The organism is Aminobacter sp. J41 (assembly GCF_000526635.1).
GTDB lineage: Bacteria > Pseudomonadota > Alphaproteobacteria > Rhizobiales > Rhizobiaceae > Aerobium.
Map to the genome: position 1 here is coordinate 1 of NZ_JAGL01000025.1, position 18,238 is coordinate 18,238.

Annotated in this window: 13 protein-coding genes and 1 pseudogene; 10 read left to right on the forward strand and 4 right to left on the reverse strand. The window is 62.6% G+C overall.

Going from position 1 to position 18,238, the window contains the following annotated elements; all coding sequences use genetic code 11:
• Positions 1 to 262, forward strand: a pseudogene (locus tag L630_RS0115370) (IS481 family transposase); the annotation flags it as partial.
• 83 nt (positions 263 to 345) lie between these two features.
• Here L630_RS0115370 and L630_RS0115375 read toward each other — a convergent pair.
• The 4 genes from L630_RS0115375 to L630_RS0115390 all read right to left on the reverse strand — a co-directional run bounded on the left by L630_RS0115375 (position 346) and on the right by L630_RS0115390 (position 4,938).
• Positions 346 to 1,785, reverse strand: coding sequence for a GGDEF domain-containing protein (locus tag L630_RS0115375; RefSeq protein WP_051473295.1), 1,440 nt, complete (start codon positions 1,783 to 1,785; stop codon positions 346 to 348).
• Between the two features lie 107 nt (positions 1,786 to 1,892).
• Positions 1,893 to 3,074: a choline ABC transporter ATP-binding protein gene (gene choV / locus L630_RS0115380; protein WP_024849134.1), complete on the reverse strand. Its 1,182-nt coding sequence runs from the start codon at positions 3,072 to 3,074 to the stop codon at positions 1,893 to 1,895.
• On the reverse strand, positions 3,071 to 3,925 hold the full coding sequence (choW, locus tag L630_RS0115385; RefSeq protein ID WP_024849135.1) for a choline ABC transporter permease subunit: 855 nt from the start codon (positions 3,923 to 3,925) through the stop codon (positions 3,071 to 3,073). Before choW ends, choV begins: the two co-directional genes overlap by 4 nt.
• A gap of 68 nt (positions 3,926 to 3,993) precedes the next feature.
• A complete protein-coding gene (locus L630_RS0115390; protein ID WP_024849136.1) occupies positions 3,994 to 4,938 on the reverse strand; it encodes a choline ABC transporter substrate-binding protein in 945 nt (314 codons plus the stop codon).
• Between the two features lie 201 nt (positions 4,939 to 5,139).
• Here L630_RS0115390 and L630_RS0115395 point away from each other — a divergent pair, with 201 nt between their 5' ends.
• From L630_RS0115395 to L630_RS0115440, 9 genes are all read left to right on the forward strand, one after another.
• On the forward strand, positions 5,140 to 5,754 hold the full coding sequence (locus L630_RS0115395) for a thymidine kinase (RefSeq protein ID WP_024849137.1): 615 nt from the start codon (positions 5,140 to 5,142) through the stop codon (positions 5,752 to 5,754).
• A gap of 142 nt (positions 5,755 to 5,896) precedes the next feature.
• Entirely contained in the window at positions 5,897 to 6,988 is a 1,092-nt protein-coding gene (locus L630_RS0115400) for a hypothetical protein (protein WP_024849138.1), read from the forward strand.
• A 459-nt stretch (positions 6,989 to 7,447) separates the two neighbouring features.
• Positions 7,448 to 8,590, forward strand: a complete 1,143-nt coding sequence (locus L630_RS0115405; RefSeq protein ID WP_024849139.1) for a hypothetical protein — start codon at positions 7,448 to 7,450, stop codon at positions 8,588 to 8,590.
• Between the two features lie 11 nt (positions 8,591 to 8,601).
• Positions 8,602 to 10,512 carry an ATP-binding protein gene (locus L630_RS0115410; protein ID WP_024849140.1) on the forward strand — a complete coding sequence of 637 codons (1,911 nt, stop codon included), beginning with the start codon at positions 8,602 to 8,604 and terminating at the stop codon, positions 10,510 to 10,512.
• Between the two features lie 33 nt (positions 10,513 to 10,545).
• Positions 10,546 to 11,838, forward strand: a complete 1,293-nt coding sequence (locus L630_RS0115415; protein ID WP_024849141.1) for a DUF6638 family protein — start codon at positions 10,546 to 10,548, stop codon at positions 11,836 to 11,838.
• A gap of 3 nt (positions 11,839 to 11,841) precedes the next feature.
• Positions 11,842 to 12,960: a DUF2333 family protein gene (locus tag L630_RS0115420; protein ID WP_024849142.1), complete on the forward strand. Its 1,119-nt coding sequence runs from the start codon at positions 11,842 to 11,844 to the stop codon at positions 12,958 to 12,960.
• A 367-nt stretch (positions 12,961 to 13,327) separates the two neighbouring features.
• The gene (locus tag L630_RS0115425; protein ID WP_024849143.1) at positions 13,328 to 15,007 is read left to right on the forward strand and encodes a formate--tetrahydrofolate ligase; all 1,680 of its coding nucleotides are present in this window, start codon (positions 13,328 to 13,330) and stop codon (positions 15,005 to 15,007) included.
• Between the two features lie 105 nt (positions 15,008 to 15,112).
• Entirely contained in the window at positions 15,113 to 15,820 is a 708-nt protein-coding gene (locus tag L630_RS0115430) for a phosphatase PAP2 family protein (protein ID WP_024849144.1), read from the forward strand.
• 228 nt (positions 15,821 to 16,048) lie between these two features.
• Entirely contained in the window at positions 16,049 to 18,238 is a 2,190-nt protein-coding gene (locus tag L630_RS0115440) for an anthranilate synthase (RefSeq protein WP_024849145.1), read from the forward strand.

The window sequence follows — 18,238 nt, forward strand, 5'->3', positions numbered from 1 at the left end:
CTATCTGGGGCTGCCGGAAATCGACTATCCCTTCCATGACCGCGACGCCATCGTCACCCATTGCGGCCGGCTTTGCCTTCACCGCAAGAAGATCAACATCTCCACCGTGCTGGCTGGACAGAAGCTGGGAATTAAGGAAGTCGATGACGGCATTTGGCTCGTCAGCTTCCTGCGCTATGATCTTGGATATATCGACCTGGAACAGAGGACACTGCAAACAATCGACAACCCGTTTGGCACGAGGTTGTCACCTATGTCTTAGGGACAAACTGTTACCTATGTCTCCAGGTCGGACAGTTGATGAAGGGAACTCAGTCGCCGGAGTCGAACCCGGGCGCGGCCCTGTCAGGCGGCCGGCGCCTGCGTGTCCTGTTCCGGCCGATAGATCTCGACCCGGTTCCTTCCGCGCTGCTTGGCGAGGTAGAGCGCCTTGTCGGCCCGGGAGATCAGCGAGGTCAGATCGTCCTGGCCATTGGACTCCAGCGAAGCGATGCCGATGCTGGTGGTCGTGGAAGTGGAGCTGCCGTCCTCCGCCATGACAGTCACCCGCTCAACCGCGCGGCGCAGGCGCTCTGCAACAGCGAGCGCTGCGGATTCATCTGCGCCGACGAGGAGCGCGGCAAATTCCTCGCCACCAAGGCGGCCGAACAGCTTGTCGGAAGAGAGAGCCGTCTCCGCTGCCGCCGCAAAGGCCGACAGAACCTTGTCGCCCATCAGGTGGCCGTAGCGGTCATTGATGGCCTTGAAGTAGTCGATGTCCATCATCAGTAGCGCCACTCTTGCATTGGCGGGCTGGTTGCCAAGCTGTTGCTCGGCCTGCTCCAGGAAAGCGGCACGCGACAGCACGCCAGTCAGTGCGTCGTGGCTGGCGGTGTGGTTGAGACGCTGCAGCAGGTCCTCTCGAGCGGCGTTGACGCTGGCGACCGCGAGCGGCGCCAGCACGATCATGGCGATGGCGAGGCGGATCGAGATGGTCGCAGCGAGCGGATCGGCGATCGACGCGAACTCGTGGAAACCCAGGCTCGCGCCGGCGAGTTGGATGATGCTGGAGAGGAGCGTCAGCGTCGCGGTGGTGAAGAGGCTGTAGCTCAGCGCGCACCAGATCAGCGCCGGGATCGGGTAGGCGAAGGCGCCGGGGCCGCGGACCAGCCAGGAGGTCACCAGTAGTGCGATGAGCGCGATCGCGGGAAGCCAACGGTACGGATCGCGGGCGCGCCGCACGATAGCGCGCAACTCCGACTTACCGCTCCAGGTGAGCAGCGTCGGCAGGATCACGAGCAGGTTCACCAGCTCGGTGGTGAACCAGACGGTGAAGCCGCCGATGATGTCGCGTTGGAACATTAAATGCGACACGCCGGTGCCGATTACTGCTGAGAATGCCGAGGTGAGGACCGCGATGGCGAGCAGGCAGACAATCGCAATTGGCCGGTTGAGAAAGCGGTCCTCCGGCTTCAGCCGCATATAGAGGTGGAAGCCGAGCAGGACCTCGGCGATGTTCGCAACCGTCAGCCACACGGTGATGCCTAGCGAGTTGCCGGTGAGGAGGTCCGCCGCGACGTAGGCGACGAACGCGGCGATCCAGTTGGCTGGCGTGGCGAGTTCCCGGTTGCGCACCATCAGCCCGAGAAGGATCGCGTTGGCCGGCCAGATCGCAGCAAGGAACCCAACCGGCCGCGTCAGTATGCCGAAAAGCGATGCAGCCAGAACGATCGAACCCACTAGCAACACGTCGGCCAGTGAATTCGGCAGGACCCGCGCCGAGTACGTCTTATGCGATGTCCTCATACGCCTCACCCCATAGAAGAGACCGGGTTGACCAATCTCTCCTACAAGTTCACGAAGCGTTAAATCGACGATATGTGTTGTGAATACTTATCGTCGCAGGCCTGCGCTTAACGTCGCAGAACCGCGCCCAGCACATCGCGCACGCCGATCGCGCCGAGGAAGCGCGAGGACTCGTCGAACACGGCGACCGGCGCCGTCTGCGACTGCTGCATTGCCTGCATCACCGCGCGCAGCGACGTCCCCGGATTTGCCCAGTAGACCTCGTGCGCGTCCGGCGGCAGCTGCTCGAACGGGTCACAGGCTGCCCAGACGGCCGCCTGGTCGTTGCGCTCGGCGGCAATGACGAGGTTGTTCTGGTCCAGCCGGAAGCGAGTCGTCTTGCGGCGGTCGAGCCAGACCCAGCCGTCGGCGTCCTTTTCGAGATCGCGCATGTCGCGCATCACGTTCCACGCGGTCAGGACCGACATCGGGTTCACGTTGGCGATGAACTCGCGGACATAGTCGTTGGCCGGGTTCAGCACGATCTCTTCAGGCGCGCCCGTCTGGACGATGCGGCCGCCTTCCATGATGGTGATGCGGTTGCCGATCTTGAGGGCCTCCTCGAGATCGTGGCTGACGAAGATGATCGTCTTCTTCAGCCGCTTCTGCAGTTCGATCAGCTCGTCCTGCAGCTTGGTGCGGATCAGCGGGTCAAGCGCCGAGAAGGGCTCGTCCATCAGCAGGATTGGCGCCTCGGTGGCGAAGGCGCGGGCAAGACCGACGCGCTGCTGCATGCCACCGGACAGCTCATGGGCGTATTTCTTCCCCCACTGCGTCAACCCGACCAGATCAAGCTGCTTCTTCACGCGTTCCTGGCGCTCGGCGAGCGGCACGCCGGCCAGCTCGAGGCCAAAGCCGACATTTTCTTCCACCGTGCGCCACGGCAGCAGCGCGAACTGCTGGAACACCATCGCCACCGACTCGCGGCGGATGCGGCGCAGGTCCTCTTCGCTGCACGACGCGACGTCGGTCACCTTGCCACCGCCGTGGACCAGCACCTGGCCGCGGGTGACCTTGTTGAGGCCGTTGACGGCGCGCAAAAGCGTCGACTTGCCGGAGCCCGACAGGCCCATCAGCACGGAAATCTCGCCTTCGTTGACGGTGAGGCTGGCGCCGGCGCAGCCGAGCACCGCGCCCGTCTTGTCGAGGATGTCGGCGCGGCTTGCGCCCTGGTCGATCATCTTGATGGCCGCAGCCTGGCTGTCGCCGAAAACGATGTCGACGTTCTTGAATTCAACCGCTGCCGTCATTTGGAACCTGCCTGCCCGATGCGGGCGATGCGGTCGAGGATGATCGCGAGGACGACGATGGCAAGGCCCGCTTCAAGTCCAAGTGGAATATTCACCGAGTTCAGTGCCCGCACGACCGGACGGCCAAGGCCGTTGGCGCCGATCAGCGCGGCGATCACAACCATCGACAGCGACAGCATGATGCACTGGGTGAGGCCCGCCATGATGGTCGGGAGCGCCGATGGCAGCTCCACCTTCCAAAGAAGTTGCCGCTTGGTCGCGCCGAAGGATTGCCCGGCCTCCAGCATCGGCTTCGGCACCGAGGTGATGCCGAGATAGGTGAGGCGGATCGGGGCAGGGGCGGCGAAGATGATGGTCACGATCAGGCCCGGCGCGATACCGAGGCCGAACAGGATCAGGACCGGGATCAGGTAGACGAAGGTCGGCAGCGTCTGCATCAGGTCGAGGATCGGCTGCAGGATGCGGTAGACGCGTTCGTTGTGGGCGGCCCATATGCCGACCGGCACGCCGATGGCCATGGAGCAGGCCGCCGCGGCAACGACCAGCACGAGTGTCTCGACCGTCTCCTTCCAGAGGCCCTGGTTGATGATGAAGAGCAGCCCGAGGATGACGCCGATGACGAGCCCCCACGAGCGGCGCAGCGCCCAGGCCAGCGCCGCAATCAAAACCACCACCACGATCGGCGGCATCCAGAGGAGGAGGTTGACGAGTCCGTTGAGGACGGTGGACAGGATGTTGGCCAGATTGTCGAAGAACCACGCAAAATTGGTGGTCAGGAAGTCGAAGAATTCACGACCCCAGCGCCCGACCGGGATCTTCCAACTGGCAACGAGTTGCGAAATCGGGTCCACAATCCTCTCCGCACTTGTGTACTGATGCGACGGCCGTTACCGGCCGCCGCCTTACTAAAGACTTACAATTACAGACCGAGACCCGCCTTCACGGCTGCAAGGCCGTCGGAGCCGTCGAAGGTGGTGACGCCAGCCAGCCACGGTTCGACCACGGACGGATTGGCCTTCAGCCACTCGGTGGCCGCATCGTTGGGCTCCTTGCCGTCGTCAAGAATCGCGCCCATGATCTCGTTCTCCATCTGCAGCGAGAAGACAAGCTGGGTCAGAAACTTGCCGAGGTTTGGACACTCGGTGGCGAGACCCTTGCGGGTGTTGGTGAGGACGGTTGCGCCGCCGTAGTTCGGACCGAACACGTCATCGCCGCCGGCGAGGTATTCCATCTCGACGTTGGCGTTCATGGGATGCGGCTCCCAGCCGAGGAACACGACGTCCTGCTTGGAGCGCGCAGCGCGCATGACGGCCGAGAGCATGCCCGCTTCTGAGCTCTCGACGAGCTCGAAGCCGCCAAGTCCGAACTGGTTCGCCTCGATCATGTCGAGGATCAGTCGGTTGCCGTCATTGCCCGGCTCGATGCCGTAGATCTTGTTCTCGAGCTTGTCGGCGAACTTGGCGATGTCGTCGAAGGTCTTGAGGCCAGCCTCGAAGGTGTATTTCGGCACGGCCAGCGTGTACTTCGCGCCCTCGAGGTTGGTGACGAGCGTCTCGACCGAACCCTCATCGCGGTAGGGGGCGATGTCGGCTTCCATCGTCGGCATCCAGTTGCCGAGGAAGACGTCGACGTCCCCGTTCTTCAGCGATGCGTAGGTAACCGGAACCGAAAGGATCTGCACCTCCGGCTCGTAGCCGAGAGCGGTCAAGATCACCGATGCGGTGGCCGTGGTGGCGGTGATGTCGGTCCAGCCGACATCGGAGAAGGTGATTTGCTTGCAACTGTCAGGTTCAGCCGCCATGGCGGTGGTGCTGAGCGCGCCCGTCAGGGCAAGGCTGAGCAACAGGGATTTGCAACGCGACATGTATGAACTCTCCCATTCGTAGGCCCCGCGGCATGTGCGCCGCATGACGTATTTTTTTCACAATGAGCCAAACACCATTTTTCTTAGGTTGCAAGCCGAGTGACGTTACGGAGGGCGTCGTTGCCTTGACTGGCCGCGACACATCACAGCTTTGTCACGCCACATCCTCCCCTTCGGAGGCGCATTGCGTTTAATAGATCGATGGCAAAACTCTATTTCCACTACTCGGCAATGAACGCCGGAAAGTCGACGCTGCTGCTGCAGGCGTCGTACAACTACCGCGAGCGCGGCATGGAGACGATCCTGTTTACCGCTGCGCTCGATGACCGGGCAGGGAAGGGAATTATCGCCTCGCGGCTTGGCGTAACGGCCGAGGCAAACACCTTTTCCGCTGCTGATGACCTGTTCGCGCAGGTGCGCGATCATCTGAGGACCAGTCCGCTCCACTGCGTGCTGATCGACGAGGCCCAGTTCCTCACCGAGGATCAGGTGTGGCAGCTTGCGCGGGTGGCTGACCGGCTCGGCGTGCCGGTGATGTGCTATGGTCTGCGCACCGATTTCCAGGGGAAGCTCTTTCCGGGCTCAAAGGCGCTGCTGGCGCTGGCTGATGAGCTGCGTGAGATCCGCACGCTCTGCCGCTGCGGCCGCAAGGCGACGATGGTGGTGCGGCTTGGTCCCAACGGGAAGATCCAGCGCCAGGGCGCGCAGGTCGAAATCGGCGGCGAGGACAAGTATGTCTCGCTCTGCCGGCGCCACTGGGAAGAGGAAATGGGCCGCGTTCCGCCCGAAGACCTCGTCGGCTTTGCTTCCACATAAGGCGGAATTTCTCGGTCTTTTGGCGGCTAAAAACCGGGGCAACCTGTGCGTTTATGCGATGTGCATTTCTTTCAATCGCTGGCTGTGCCACATATATTCCGCGACGGAAGAACAGGAACGCCAGAGGGTTGGAGTGTAGCGCATGGCGACGTTGCAGAAGTTTGATGCAGAGATTTCCCGCACCAAGAGCGTCGTTGACGAAATGCGCTCCAAGATCGAGCAGTCCGGTCAGGTGCTCGACAAGCTCGCCCAGGCGGACGCCTCCACCATCGGCGCGACCGACTTCGACATCGAGAATGCGCGCATCCAGGACGTGCTCGCACAGCAGAAGGTGATGGAAGGCAACATCGCCGACCTCATCATCGGCCTTGAGGACGCGACCAACGTGTTCGGCTCGGAATTCGAGAGCATGAAGAGCTACACGGCGTGGGAAAACTTCGTCGGCATCTTCTCCCAGCAGAAGAAGCAGCGCATGCGAACCGAGCGCGTCCGCAACATGTCGCTCGCCGGCAACCTGCAGGAACTTTTGGCCAAGTCCGACACCATCGTCGGCATCCTCAAGGAACAGAAGAACATCCTCGACCAGCGCTACAAGACCTCGGAGGCCAGCCTTTCGCAGGTGATTGAGCGCCGCAAGCGCACCATCGAAACCCTGACGGCGACACAGCGCCGGATCGAAGAACTCAATCCGCTGCTGCTCGATATCGAGAACAAGATCGCAGCTTCCACCGATCAGAACCAGCGCACCGAACTTGAGGGCGAGCGCTCGAAGCTCGCGACCGAGTACAACCAGATGCAGGCGAAGGAACAGGAACTGCTGGCCGAGAGCCAGACGCTCGAGCGTTATACCTCGATGTTCCAGACCTTCGTCGACTCGCTCAACAACCAGATCGCGGCGCAGAACACGCTGATCAACAAGCTGACCATCGATACCGAGCAGCGCATCGTTCTCTATAAAGCGCTGGAGGACTCGCTGAAGACGGCGGCGCAGCAAGACGTCGCGCACAAGATCAACACGCTCGGCAGCCGGGTCGACAACACCGCCGAGGAGACGATGGCGGGCATCGGCGCTGCGGCGCAGAAACACATCGGCGACCTGCTCGAACTGCACGAGAAGAATATGGTGGCGACGGCCGACATCCAGCGGCGCAAGAAGCTCGCCGACGAGGCGTTCGCCCGCCGCTTCGAGGAAGTGATGCGCAAGCACAATGCGGCGGACTACGTGCGGCAGTAACGTCTGCGCCTTCCTGCGTGAGTTTCTCCGTAATGCTCCATGGTCTCACCCCCACCCCTTACCCCTCCCCACAAGGGGGAGGGGAGACATTGGTGTCGGCGCCTGTTTCTGAGGTTGAGACTGCCGAGCATGGAGGTGGTCAGGGTGATGTGGCCGGCCCAGGCAATAAGAACTCTTGCGGAGCCGGAACCGGCTTTTCAGGGAGATACCGCGCCTCGAGTTGCCGGGAACGCGCAGCGGAAGACAGGCGCTGGTACCTCAGGATTGCCCTCCCCCTTGTGGGGAGGGGTAAGGGGTGGGGGTACGCAACCTCCGTCTTGCGCCATCGTTTCCGGGATACCCACCGTGACGGTCTCATAAGCAATGACTTGCTGACCAGCGGCGACCGTCTTTTGCAACGGCGCGCTGGCGCTTATCTCGCACTTCTCCCTCTTCACTCCAGCATCATGGACCGGCGCGATGAGCGCGAATGATCCCGCAACGCGCTATTTCGAAGCAATCGCGTCCGCGTTGAGCGGCCTTGACGTCTTCCTGCGCGATGACAGTTCGCCGCTCTACCGGCACGACCTGATCGCCAAGGTGATGGGCGAGTATATCGGGCGGCTGGAAAACTCCTTCACAAGCTGGCGAAACAGGCTCGGCTTCATGGAGTCGTTCCGCATCTCGCGCGCAGAAAGCGGCTTTCCGGTCTTCCAGAACGTCCTCGAACTCGAGAACGATCGCAGCAGCGCCGATAAACGGCTGGCCGCGATTCCCGAGCCTGAAGCGCTTCGCGCCGAAATGGCCGACTTCATCCTGCGCCAGAAAGCGATGCCGCATGCATTGCGTAAGGCGATGGCCGAGCGGCTCTACCTGGAGCAGGTGTCGTCCGGACAGGTGTTCGGGCCCTTTATCCTGCCCAAGACCATCCGCGTTTCGGTAAACCCGAAGACCCAGCGACCGTTTTATGTCGTTCACTGGGGTGCCTTCGACGGCACAGCCAACCTGCCGCTCGTCTACATGGCGACGCTAGAGGATTCTTCCGACGGGCTCGTGCGCCAGCTGGTGGGACCCGACGGTAAGCTGAACGAGAAGGTGCCGGTGCCGCTGCCCGTTGACGGTCTGCTCAACCCCGAGCTTGCGCACCAGTTCGACGACTTTGCCGAGAAGAACTCAGCCTACACGCTGACACCGACCACGATTGCGACCAATCTCGACAAGGATTTCGAGACGCTGCACCCCAAGCAGCTGCGCCGCGTCGTGCTTGGCCCGTTCTATTCGGCCGGAATCACCGAGCACAATTCGACGGTGCAGGAGGTGCTTTCAAAGGTTCGCAAGCCGCAGAATGCCTGGCTGCTGACCTGGACGGTGCAGGAAGTGTTCTCCAAGGCGGAGCAGCCGGCGAAGCGCGGGCTGTTCTCGCGCCAGCCGGCGCGCGAGGAGTTTTACATCAACACCGACGATCTCGAGGCAGCACGCATGGGCGTGTCGTCCTACGAGAAGCACGCGCTCATTCCGCACGAGGCCTACCAGGCGCTCTATGCCGCGGGCGAGGCGCAGCAGATTTTCTCCGGCTATCAGGTGCACATCATCTCGAACGGCCAGGTTATCACTGATGTCTGAGGGAGCATGACATGGACACCGGCCTGACGACGCTTCTGGAAGCCGATATCGAGAAGCATCGCGCGCTGGCGCAGAGCTTCATCACCCGCATAGTCGTCCTGGAGGATTCTTCGGCGCGCGGCGGGAGGGAGCTTGCAGGCACCGGCCGCCGCTTCGTGCCGACCGTTTCGACCGGCTCCGTGCGCCGAACGCGCGAGGTGGAACTCACCAGGACCGTTCAGGCGGTGCGTCCCGACGACCAACTGCTGTCTCCCGCCCAGCATACGCTGCTTTACCGCGCCCGGCGTGGCCTGTCCGTGGCGATGGCCGTCGCCGATGTCTTCGCGAAATCGACGGCGCTAGAAGACCTGCAGGCGAAGAACGCCCGCTCGCCGCTCGAGGGCGAGGACGTCGCCGTCTACAAGCGGCTCCTTTCTGCCGCGGCTTACGTCGCGGCCTTCACCTTTGCCTCCTATCTGCTGCAGACGGTCGAAAGTGATGCGGAGGCGCCGAATGACCTGCGCGAGCCGGAATATGTGTTCGACACCCAGCAGGATGTGCTGAAGGCGCTGGTTTCGGGGCTCGACGGCGCACTCGCGGGCGCGAAGGACGAAGCCGACCTTCCTGCGCGGGCGCGGGCCTATGCGACGGTGGTGCTCGAAGGCTTGTTGCAGCGCAAGTCGCGCTTCGACGGGCTCGGCGCCTTCGAGAACGCGCACATCCGCATCGAGAAGGACGATTTTACCATCGACGGTTTCGATGTCGCCCCGGGGCGCAAGGCAAAGCCCCTCGTCATGCAGTTCCGCAAGCCTGAAGAGGTGGTCGGCAACCACATCGCCAAGTACCAGGCGCTGAAGCTCGCCAAGATGCTGATGGCCTATGACTTCGACCGTCAGCTCAACCCTTTTGTCGAACTCGGCGGCTTCCTGTTCACCTTCATCGGCGACGGCGCGCCGGGAACCGGCAAGACGACGCTGATCCAGATGATCGCGGGTCTCGTCAACGACTATGCTCAGGTTGCGGGCGTTCCCTTCCACTACGAAAACTTTGGCGTCGACCAGATCTCGTCCTACCAGGGAAAGTCGGGCCAGAACTGCCGTCAGTTCATCAACAACGTCATGAACCCGCGGGTCATCGGCTTTGGAACGATCGACGACGTCGATCAGGTGGCGGCCAAGCGCTCCGACGACCGTGCCTCCGCCGGCCAGCACGAGATCACCGGCGTGCTGATGGACGCCTTCTCGGGAGCGGGCACGGTCATCCGCGGCAACTGCAGCTTCGGCATGTTCTCCAACTATCCGGAGAACGTGGATGATGCGCTGCGCCAGCGCGCCGGGGCACGCTGGCTGGTCGACGGGCCGCAGACTCGGGAGGACTACATCGACATCTTCGTGCTGCTGGCGGGCAAGAACCACAATATTCCGCTCGGCGAGCACGATCTCTATGCCGCGCAGGAGATCAAGCGCGCCGTCGAGGCGGCTTACGAGCAGTACTCGAAGCCGCAGGAGGAAGGGCTGCGCAAGGTCTACGAGCGCTTCATGGACGAACGCGGCGAGCCGAAGACGCTGGCGGACATTGGCGAATATCTGCACCGCATCAAGCAAGCCGAGCCGCGCTTCACCGGCCGCGCGATCAAGAACGTCACCGACGCGATCAAGATGCGGGCGATGGATATCGAGCTGCCGGACGAGTGGTTCGAGACGCGCGACGCCTTCATGGGCAAGTCCTACGAAGAGAAGAAGGCGATGGTCGCTGAGCTGCGTCGCCCGTTCACGATGGACATGGTGATGCAGGAGATCAACCGCTACGCCGACTCCGAATTCCGTTACGCAGACAAGTCGGACGATGCCGCGGTCGACAAGCTTATCCGCGATGCACGCCTGCGCGAACGCGCCATTGCCGAGATCGAGTCCCTGAAGGCGAGGGGGCTCTGGAATGCGTAGCCCGGAACTCCCCAAATCCGGGGAGAAGCACTAATGGACCTTCTTCTCGACAATGAACTAATCTACGGGCGGTTGCTGCCGATCGAGGAGCCGCATCTGATCGAGCGCTACAACAAGGCGCTGGCGGCGTTCGGTCTGCCGCCGACGAAGCTGTCACGCATCGAGATCGACCGGTCCGGTTTCTCGCCGCAAGTGGCCGAGGAACTCGGCGATCGGGACTATCTCGACCCGAACGGCATCAACCGCCGCTTCATCATTCTCACCCCGCAGCAGATCGAGCTGCCGGTGGTGCACACGGCGTTCTCGAACACCTCGCAGCTGCTCTACGAGTTCCTGACCGCCAATTCGCGCGTCATTAACGCGCTGACGATCAAGGACGTGATCTACGGCGAGATCGAGGATTCGGTTGCCAAGGTCGAGGACATCGAGGACCTGCTCTCGGTGAACCAGGTCGAGTTCCGGGTGCTGTCCGCCGAGGACGTGACCGGCAAGGCGAGCGAGCTTGCGACGCTGATCGACCGGCTGAAGCAGGAGCCGGATTTCTGGCGCGATACGGCGACGCTCGAGCGCATGGTGGAGCTCGCGAAGGTCACTGGCGACATTCGCCAGAACGCGCTGGTGCCCGACCAGGTCATCTTCCGTCACACGGCCTACTGGACCAGCCATTTCGGCGGTTTTTACGTCTTCGTCGATCCCGGGATGACGACGGTAATCAGCGATCCGTCGGCGCCGGGCTTCCGCCGCTCGCGACCATGGCAGGTGAGCTATCTGTCGCTGCACGATCCTGAGCGGGTATTCCGCTTCCTGCTCGAAACGGGCCGGATCGAGCTGCCGCGCGCGTCGTGGATCGACCAGTCCGGCTATCTCGAGCACCGCGCCGAAATGGCCGTGCGCATGCTGATCCACCAGTCGGACCCGGAGCGGGATCTGACCCAGGTCGACCGCATCTGGCTGCAGACGTGGATCCATTCGCACGCCGACCTGATCAACCGCGAGGGCACGTTCCCCTTCCTCAACGCGATGAAGCGCGAATTGGCGCAGTACGGACAGATCAGGATCGATGAGGTGCCGCCGCACAGGCGGTTCCTGCTCGTGCGGGCGAAACCTGGTCACCCCGACGCATGGCTCACGAACCGGCTGATCTCCGACTTCGTGCCGTTCGACTTCATGTCGCGCTACATCTTCAACAAGCAGGGCTTCTATCGCGACTACCAGGGCTTCAATCAGGTCTGGCGCCGCCACGTTGTGGAGACGCTGAAAGATACGTATTTGAAGGATAAGGCAGGCTACCGCCTGCGCCTCTATGGCCTCAAGGACCGAGGGTGAGACATGCTGGACCCGATCGTGAACTTCTTCACCCGCATCTTCCAGGCCATCGGCAAGGGGATCGGCATCGTCATCGCCTGGATCTGCTGGCCGTTCGTCGCGGCGGGGCGCTGGTACACACAGCGCGGCTGGGTCATCAAGGCACCGATCGCGGTCCTGTTGCTGATCATCGTCTGCCTCTACGGCTATTTCTTCTGGGTCACGCAGCGCTGGACGAACTTCAATCCGGACTACCCGCAACAGTATGCCTCGTTCAGCCGGGTACCGGCTGCCAACGCGTCGATGCCGGGCGAAAGCAATGGCGGGGGCGCGAATTCCTGCAGCCCTTCTGCCATCACCGTGGTTGCGGCTGACCTGATCGACTTCAACGTCAACCAGAACGCCTGGATTTCCTCGATGCTGGTGTCGAAGCTCGGCTTCTTCGGCATCGAGTGGCGGCACACGCCGTTCTTCGACAACAAGGCGGCCTTCCAGCTCGGCATCAATCAGGTGCTGCGCCGCACGACGACGGAGCTGGTCGACACGCTTGGTCGCGTGCGCGGCACGTCGCAGATCGACCAGAACCTGCAGGACGCCCGCACCGCGATGGCCTGGAGCGAGACTGCCTGGTACATCGGCATGCGCGGCCCGACTCGGCCAACGCCGAGCGTCTACCGCGAAGGCATGCAGAAGCTGCGTGCCTTCAACGCCAGCCTCGAGGCCTGCAACGCGACGTTCGACGCACGCGCCGACAACCTTATGCAGTTCCTCGACCGCATCGCCGGCGATATCGGCTCGACTTCCGACATCCTGCGCCAGCGCATCGAGGCGTCCGACGCTGGCTGGTTTGATGTCCGTGCTGACGACCGCTTCTGGTTCGCCTACGGCCAGCTCTACGCCTACTACGGCATCCTGACGGGAGCGCGCGCCGATTTCGCTAACGTCATTGCCGAACGCAATCTGACTGCGCTGTGGACCAGGGTGGAGGCTCAGCTGCGCGCGGCGCTGAATGTGCAGCCGTGGATCATTTCGAACGGCAACGAGTCGAGTGCGTTCTTCCCGTCTCACCTTGCAACGATGGGGTTCAACCTGCTTCAGGTGCGTTCGAATCTCGTCGAGCTGCGTCAGGTCCTCGATCGCTGACAGCACAAGGATGACGCGTTTTCCGGAGCCCGAGAGGCTCCGGAAGCGCCCTTTATCTTCGGACTGTATCCCATATTGGATGTCGTAACCGGCGGCTGCTGGTGACGAGGCGTCGTTTATCGCGTCGTACCGCAATTTTGCCCCGCGAGATCGAGCGTTTTTGCACCTGAGTCACGCTTCCCACTTGGCAGGTTTTTCGATGTTGTATACAGTCTGTCGACATCTAAAGAGTTTGACGCCGTGTCGCATTTTGCGCATTGCACGGCACAATCGAGATGGCGCGGATGAGCTTGATCCGGCTTTGATGCGCACGAACTCGGACCGCGTTGCGCGGTCCGTTCCGTAACCAGGGGAGCGAGGACCGTTTATGGCCGAATTCAAATCCGACATTCAGATCGCGCGCGCCGCGAAGAAGAAGCCGATCATGGAGATCGGTGCCAAGCTTGGCATCCCGTCTGAACACCTTCTGCCTTACGGCCATGACAAGGCGAAGGTCTCTGCCGAGTTCATTAAGTCGGTCCAGGGCAACAAGGACGGCAAGCTGATCCTGGTCACCGCGATCAACCCGACCCCGGCGGGCGAGGGCAAGACCACGACGACCGTGGGTCTCGGCGACGGTCTCAACCGCATCGGCAAGAAGGCTGTGGTCTGCATCCGCGAAGCCTCGCTCGGGCCGAACTTCGGCATCAAGGGCGGTGCGGCAGGCGGCGGCTATGCGCAGGTCGTGCCGATGGAGGACATGAACCTCCACTTCACCGGCGACTTCCACGCCATCACCACCGCGCACAACCTGCTCTCGGCCCTGATCGACAACCACATCTACTGGGGCAACGAACTCGGCATCGACACTCGCCGCGTCGCATGGCGCCGCGTGATGGACATGAACGATCGCGCGCTGCGCCAGATCGTCTGCTCGCTGGGTGGCGCGGCCAACGGCTTCCCGCGTGAGGCCGGCTTCGACATCACCGTGGCGTCGGAAGTTATGGCGATCCTCTGCCTTGCGACCGACCTCAAGGATCTCGAGCGCCGCCTCGGCGACATCATCATCGGCTACCGCCGCGACAAGAGCCCGGTTTTCGCCCGCGACCTCAAGGCCGACGGTGCGATGGCCGTGCTCCTCAAGGACGCGATCCAGCCGAACCTCGTGCAGACGCTCGAGAACAACCCGGCCTTCGTCCACGGCGGCCCGTTCGCGAACATCGCGCATGGCTGCAACTCGGTTGTCGCTACCACGACCGCTCTGAAGATCGCCGACTACGTCGTGACCGAGGCAGGCTTCGGTGCTGACCTTGGCGCGGAGAAGTTCTTCGACATCAAGTGCCGCAAGGCTGGCCTGAAGCCGGCTGCCGCGGTCATCGTCGCGACCGTCCGCGCGCTCAAGATGAACGGCGGGGTCAAGAAGGACGATCTCGGCCAGGAGAACGTCGACGCCGTCCTGAAGGGCTGCCCGAACCTCGGCCGCCACATCGAGAACGTGAAGCAGTTCGGTGTTCCAGTCGTGGTGGCGATCAACCACTTCGGCACCGACACCGACGCTGAGATCGAGGCGGTCAGGGCCTACGTCAAGGAGCAGGGCACTGATGCAATCCTGTGCCGCCACTGGGCAGAGGGTTCGGCCGGCATCGAGGACCTCGCTCACAAGGTCGTCGAGCTGGCAGAGTCGGGCCAGGCGCAGTTCGCTCCCCTCTATCCGGACGAGATGAAGCTGTTCGACAAGATCGACACCATTGTGAAGCGCATCTATCGCGGCTCGGAGGCTGTTGCCGACAAGAGCGTGCGCGACCAGCTGCACCAGTGGGAGGCACAGGGCTACGGCAACCTGCCGGTCTGCATGGCCAAGACCCAGTACTCGTTCTCGACCGACTCGAACCTGCGCGGTGCGCCGACCGGCCACGTCGTGCCGATCCGCGAAGTGCGTCTCTCCGCAGGTGCCGGCTTCGTGGTCGCGATCTGCGGTGAGATCATGACCATGCCGGGCCTGCCGAAGTCGCCGTCGTCCGAGCGCATCTTCCTCAATGAGGAAGGTCAGATCGAAGGTCTCTTCTAAGAGAACCAGCAAGCTCAGGCAGCGGAGGCGCCGTCACTCGACGGCGCCTTTGCTTTTTGTGCTTTGGCTCTCTGAAATCTCCGGCGAATGGGCTAAACGGAGTGCATGAGTAAATCGAGCGTTACCGATCTCGTCAGCGGCATGCGCGACATGCGCTGGGCAACCAGGCCCGCGTTCGTGATCGCGATCATCTCCATCGCCGTATTCGCCTTCCTCTCCTACCAGGTCGGCGGGGATGGCCTTGCCGGCTTCGACTCGCAGATCCTCCTGTTCTTCCGCGATCCGCAAAATCTTGCCGATCCAATGGGGCCGGAGTGGCTGGAAAAGGCGATCCTCGAGATAACGACGCTCGGCGGTTATCCGGTGCTGATCACGCTGGTGACGGCAGTGGTCGGCTTCCTGATCGTCTCCGGGCAGTACGGCCCCGCGATCTTCACCGTCGGCGCCATCGTCTCTGGCACCATGGCCAGCAGCATGTTGAAGCACGTCATCGACCGGCCGCGACCGCAGGTCGTCGACCATCTGGTGCACACCTACACGGCGAGCTTTCCGAGCGGCCACGCGACGATGAGCGCGGTCGTCTACCTGACGCTGGCGGTGCTGATCGTACGTCTGTCCGATCGCTTCCTCGTGCGCCTCTATGTGCTGTGCGCGGCGATCTTCCTCACCTTCATCGTCGGCATGAGCCGCATCTATCTCGGCGTCCACTGGCCGAGCGACGTGCTTGGCGGCTGGGCGCTGGGAGTTGCGTGGGCGAGCCTGTCCTGGCTGGCCGTGTCAGGCCTGCGCGAGGTGCGCAGCCACGAGCGTTGAACTGGTTATTGGAGCCGCTGGGAATCTCCTTGCCGCGCGGCGCAATCGCAGCTATTGAAAACGCATGAACACGATCTCGACCTGGAACCGTTGGTGGTGGCGCTGCTTATAGCGGCCGGTTGAGCGCGTGTGCGTGAAAGTGGGGATGGCCGCAACGGATTTCCGGGCGGCCATTTTGTTTTCAGGTTGGTTCGGATCCGTGAGTGCCGGAACAAGTGGAGACAGGTAATGACGGTCCAACTGACTGAAGACGGCGGCGAGCGATATGTTACCAAAGGTGGCATAACGGTCACCCGGCGCCGGCACGAAACCGCCTACGCAGGCGCAATTGAAGCCTATATTGACGGCCTTGATTCCCGTCGTGGCTGCGTGTTCTCGTCGAATTACGAGTATCCGGGCCGCTACACCCGCTGGGACACCGCGATCATTGATCCGCCCCTGGTCGTCAGCGCGCGTGGCCGCGCCATGAAGATCGAGGCGCTGAACAAGCGCGGCGAGGTGCTGCTTCCCGTCATCAGGAGCGCGCTCGATACAGAGACCGCGGTGACCCTCAACGAGGTCACTGATACCCGCATCTCGCTCACGGTCGCCGAGCCCGACCGCGTCTTTGCCGAGGAAGAGCGCTCGCGCGTTCCAACCGTCTTCACGGTCCTGCGCGCGCTCGTCAACCTGTTCCGCTCGCCCGACGACAGCAATCTCGGCCTCTATGGCTCGTTCGGCTACGACCTTGCCTTCCAGTTCGACCATGTCGAAATGAAGCTGAAGCGGCCGGAGAGCCAGCGCGACCTGGTGCTCTACCTGCCGGACGAAATCCTCGTCGTCGACCACCACTCAGCGAAGGCATGGCACGACCGCTACGACTATTCAGGCGAAGGCTTCTCGACCGAGGGGCTGGAGCGTTCGGGCGAGGACGCTCCCTTCAAGCCGTCTGACCGCATCCCACCGCGCGGCGACCATGAGCCGGGCGAATATGCCCGTCTTGTCGAGAAGGCGAAGGAGAGTTTCAAGCGCGGCGACCTGTTCGAGGTCGTGCCCGGCCAGATGTTCTTTGAACGCTGCGTCTCGAAGCCCTCGGACATCACCCGGCGCCTGAAGAAGATCAACCCGTCGCCGTACTCCTTCTTCATCAACCTCGGCGAGGGCGAGCACCTTATTGGCGCCTCGCCGGAAATGTTCGTGCGCGTCAACGGCCGCCGGGTCGAGACCTGCCCCATCTCCGGCACGATCAAGCGCGGCGACGATGCCATCGCCGACTCCGAACAGATCCTCAAGCTCCTCAACTCGAAGAAGGACGAGTCGGAGCTGACGATGTGCTCCGACGTCGACCGCAACGACAAGAGCCGCGTCTGCGAGCCTGGCTCGGTGCGCGTGATCGGCCGCCGTCAGATTGAGATGTACTCGCGCCTGATCCACACCGTCGATCATATCGAGGGTCGCCTGCGTCCGGACATGGATGCATTCGACGCGTTCCTGTCGCACGCGTGGGCGGTGACGGTTACGGGCGCGCCCAAGCTGTGGGCGATGCGCTTCATCGAAAATCACGAAAAGAGTCCGCGCGCATGGTATGGTGGTGCCATCGGCATGGTGCACTTCAATGGCGACCTGAACACCGGCCTCACGCTGCGCACCATTCGCATCAAGGACGGAATTGCCGAGGTGCGCGCAGGTGCCACGTTGCTTTATGACTCCGATCCGGCCGAGGAAGAGGCCGAAACCGAACTGAAGGCATCCGCCATGCTGACTGCGATCCGTGAAGCGGCGACCGCACAGGCCTCGGCCACCGAGAGCGAAGACGCAAAGGTAGGCGAGGGGGTCACGATCCTGCTGGTCGACCATGAAGACTCGTTCGTGCACACCCTGGCGAACTACTTCCGCCAGACGGGTGCCAACGTTGTTACCGTGCGCACGCCCGTACCGGAGGAAGTTTTCGATCGCGTCAACCCGGACCTCGTCGTCCTGTCGCCGGGACCCGGCATGCCGAAGGATTTCGACACCAAGGCAACGATCGAGAAGGCGCGCAAGCGCGACCTGCCGATCTTCGGCGTCTGCCTTGGCTTGCAGGCGCTGGCCGAGGCTTATGGCGGCGAGCTGCGTCAGCTCTCGGTTCCGGTGCACGGCAAGCCTTCGCGCATTCGCGTGAACAAGGCGGGCACCGTGTTCGCCGGCCTGCCGAAGGACGTCACCGTCGGCCGCTATCACTCGATCTTTGCGGATCCGGTGCGCTTGCCGGATGACTTCATCGTCACGGCGGAGACCGAGGACGGCGTCATCATGGGCATCGAGCACAAGCGCGAGCCCGTCGCTGCGGTGCAGTTCCATCCGGAATCCATCATGACCCTCGGCCAGAACGCCGGCATGCGGATGATCGAGAACGTCGTCGCGCACATGCCGCGCAGGGCCAAGCACAAGGCAGCCTGA

Coding starts and splice junctions, on each gene's coding strand:
- L630_RS0115430 (WP_024849144.1), top strand. CDS start 15,113: ATGAGTAAATCGAGCGTTACCGATCTCGTCAGCGGCATGCGCGACATG.
- choV (WP_024849134.1), bottom strand. CDS start 3,074: ATGACGGCAGCGGTTGAATTCAAGAACGTCGACATCGTTTTCGGCGAC.
- L630_RS0115390 (WP_024849136.1), bottom strand. CDS start 4,938: ATGTCGCGTTGCAAATCCCTGTTGCTCAGCCTTGCCCTGACGGGCGCG.
- L630_RS0115375 (WP_051473295.1), bottom strand. CDS start 1,785: ATGAGGACATCGCATAAGACGTACTCGGCGCGGGTCCTGCCGAATTCA.
- L630_RS0115415 (WP_024849141.1), top strand. CDS start 10,546: ATGGACCTTCTTCTCGACAATGAACTAATCTACGGGCGGTTGCTGCCG.
- L630_RS0115400 (WP_024849138.1), top strand. CDS start 5,897: ATGGCGACGTTGCAGAAGTTTGATGCAGAGATTTCCCGCACCAAGAGC.
- L630_RS0115420 (WP_024849142.1), top strand. CDS start 11,842: ATGCTGGACCCGATCGTGAACTTCTTCACCCGCATCTTCCAGGCCATC.
- L630_RS0115395 (WP_024849137.1), top strand. CDS start 5,140: ATGGCAAAACTCTATTTCCACTACTCGGCAATGAACGCCGGAAAGTCG.
- L630_RS0115410 (WP_024849140.1), top strand. CDS start 8,602: ATGGACACCGGCCTGACGACGCTTCTGGAAGCCGATATCGAGAAGCAT.
- L630_RS0115425 (WP_024849143.1), top strand. CDS start 13,328: ATGGCCGAATTCAAATCCGACATTCAGATCGCGCGCGCCGCGAAGAAG.
- L630_RS0115440 (WP_024849145.1), top strand. CDS start 16,049: ATGACGGTCCAACTGACTGAAGACGGCGGCGAGCGATATGTTACCAAA.
- L630_RS0115405 (WP_024849139.1), top strand. CDS start 7,448: ATGAGCGCGAATGATCCCGCAACGCGCTATTTCGAAGCAATCGCGTCC.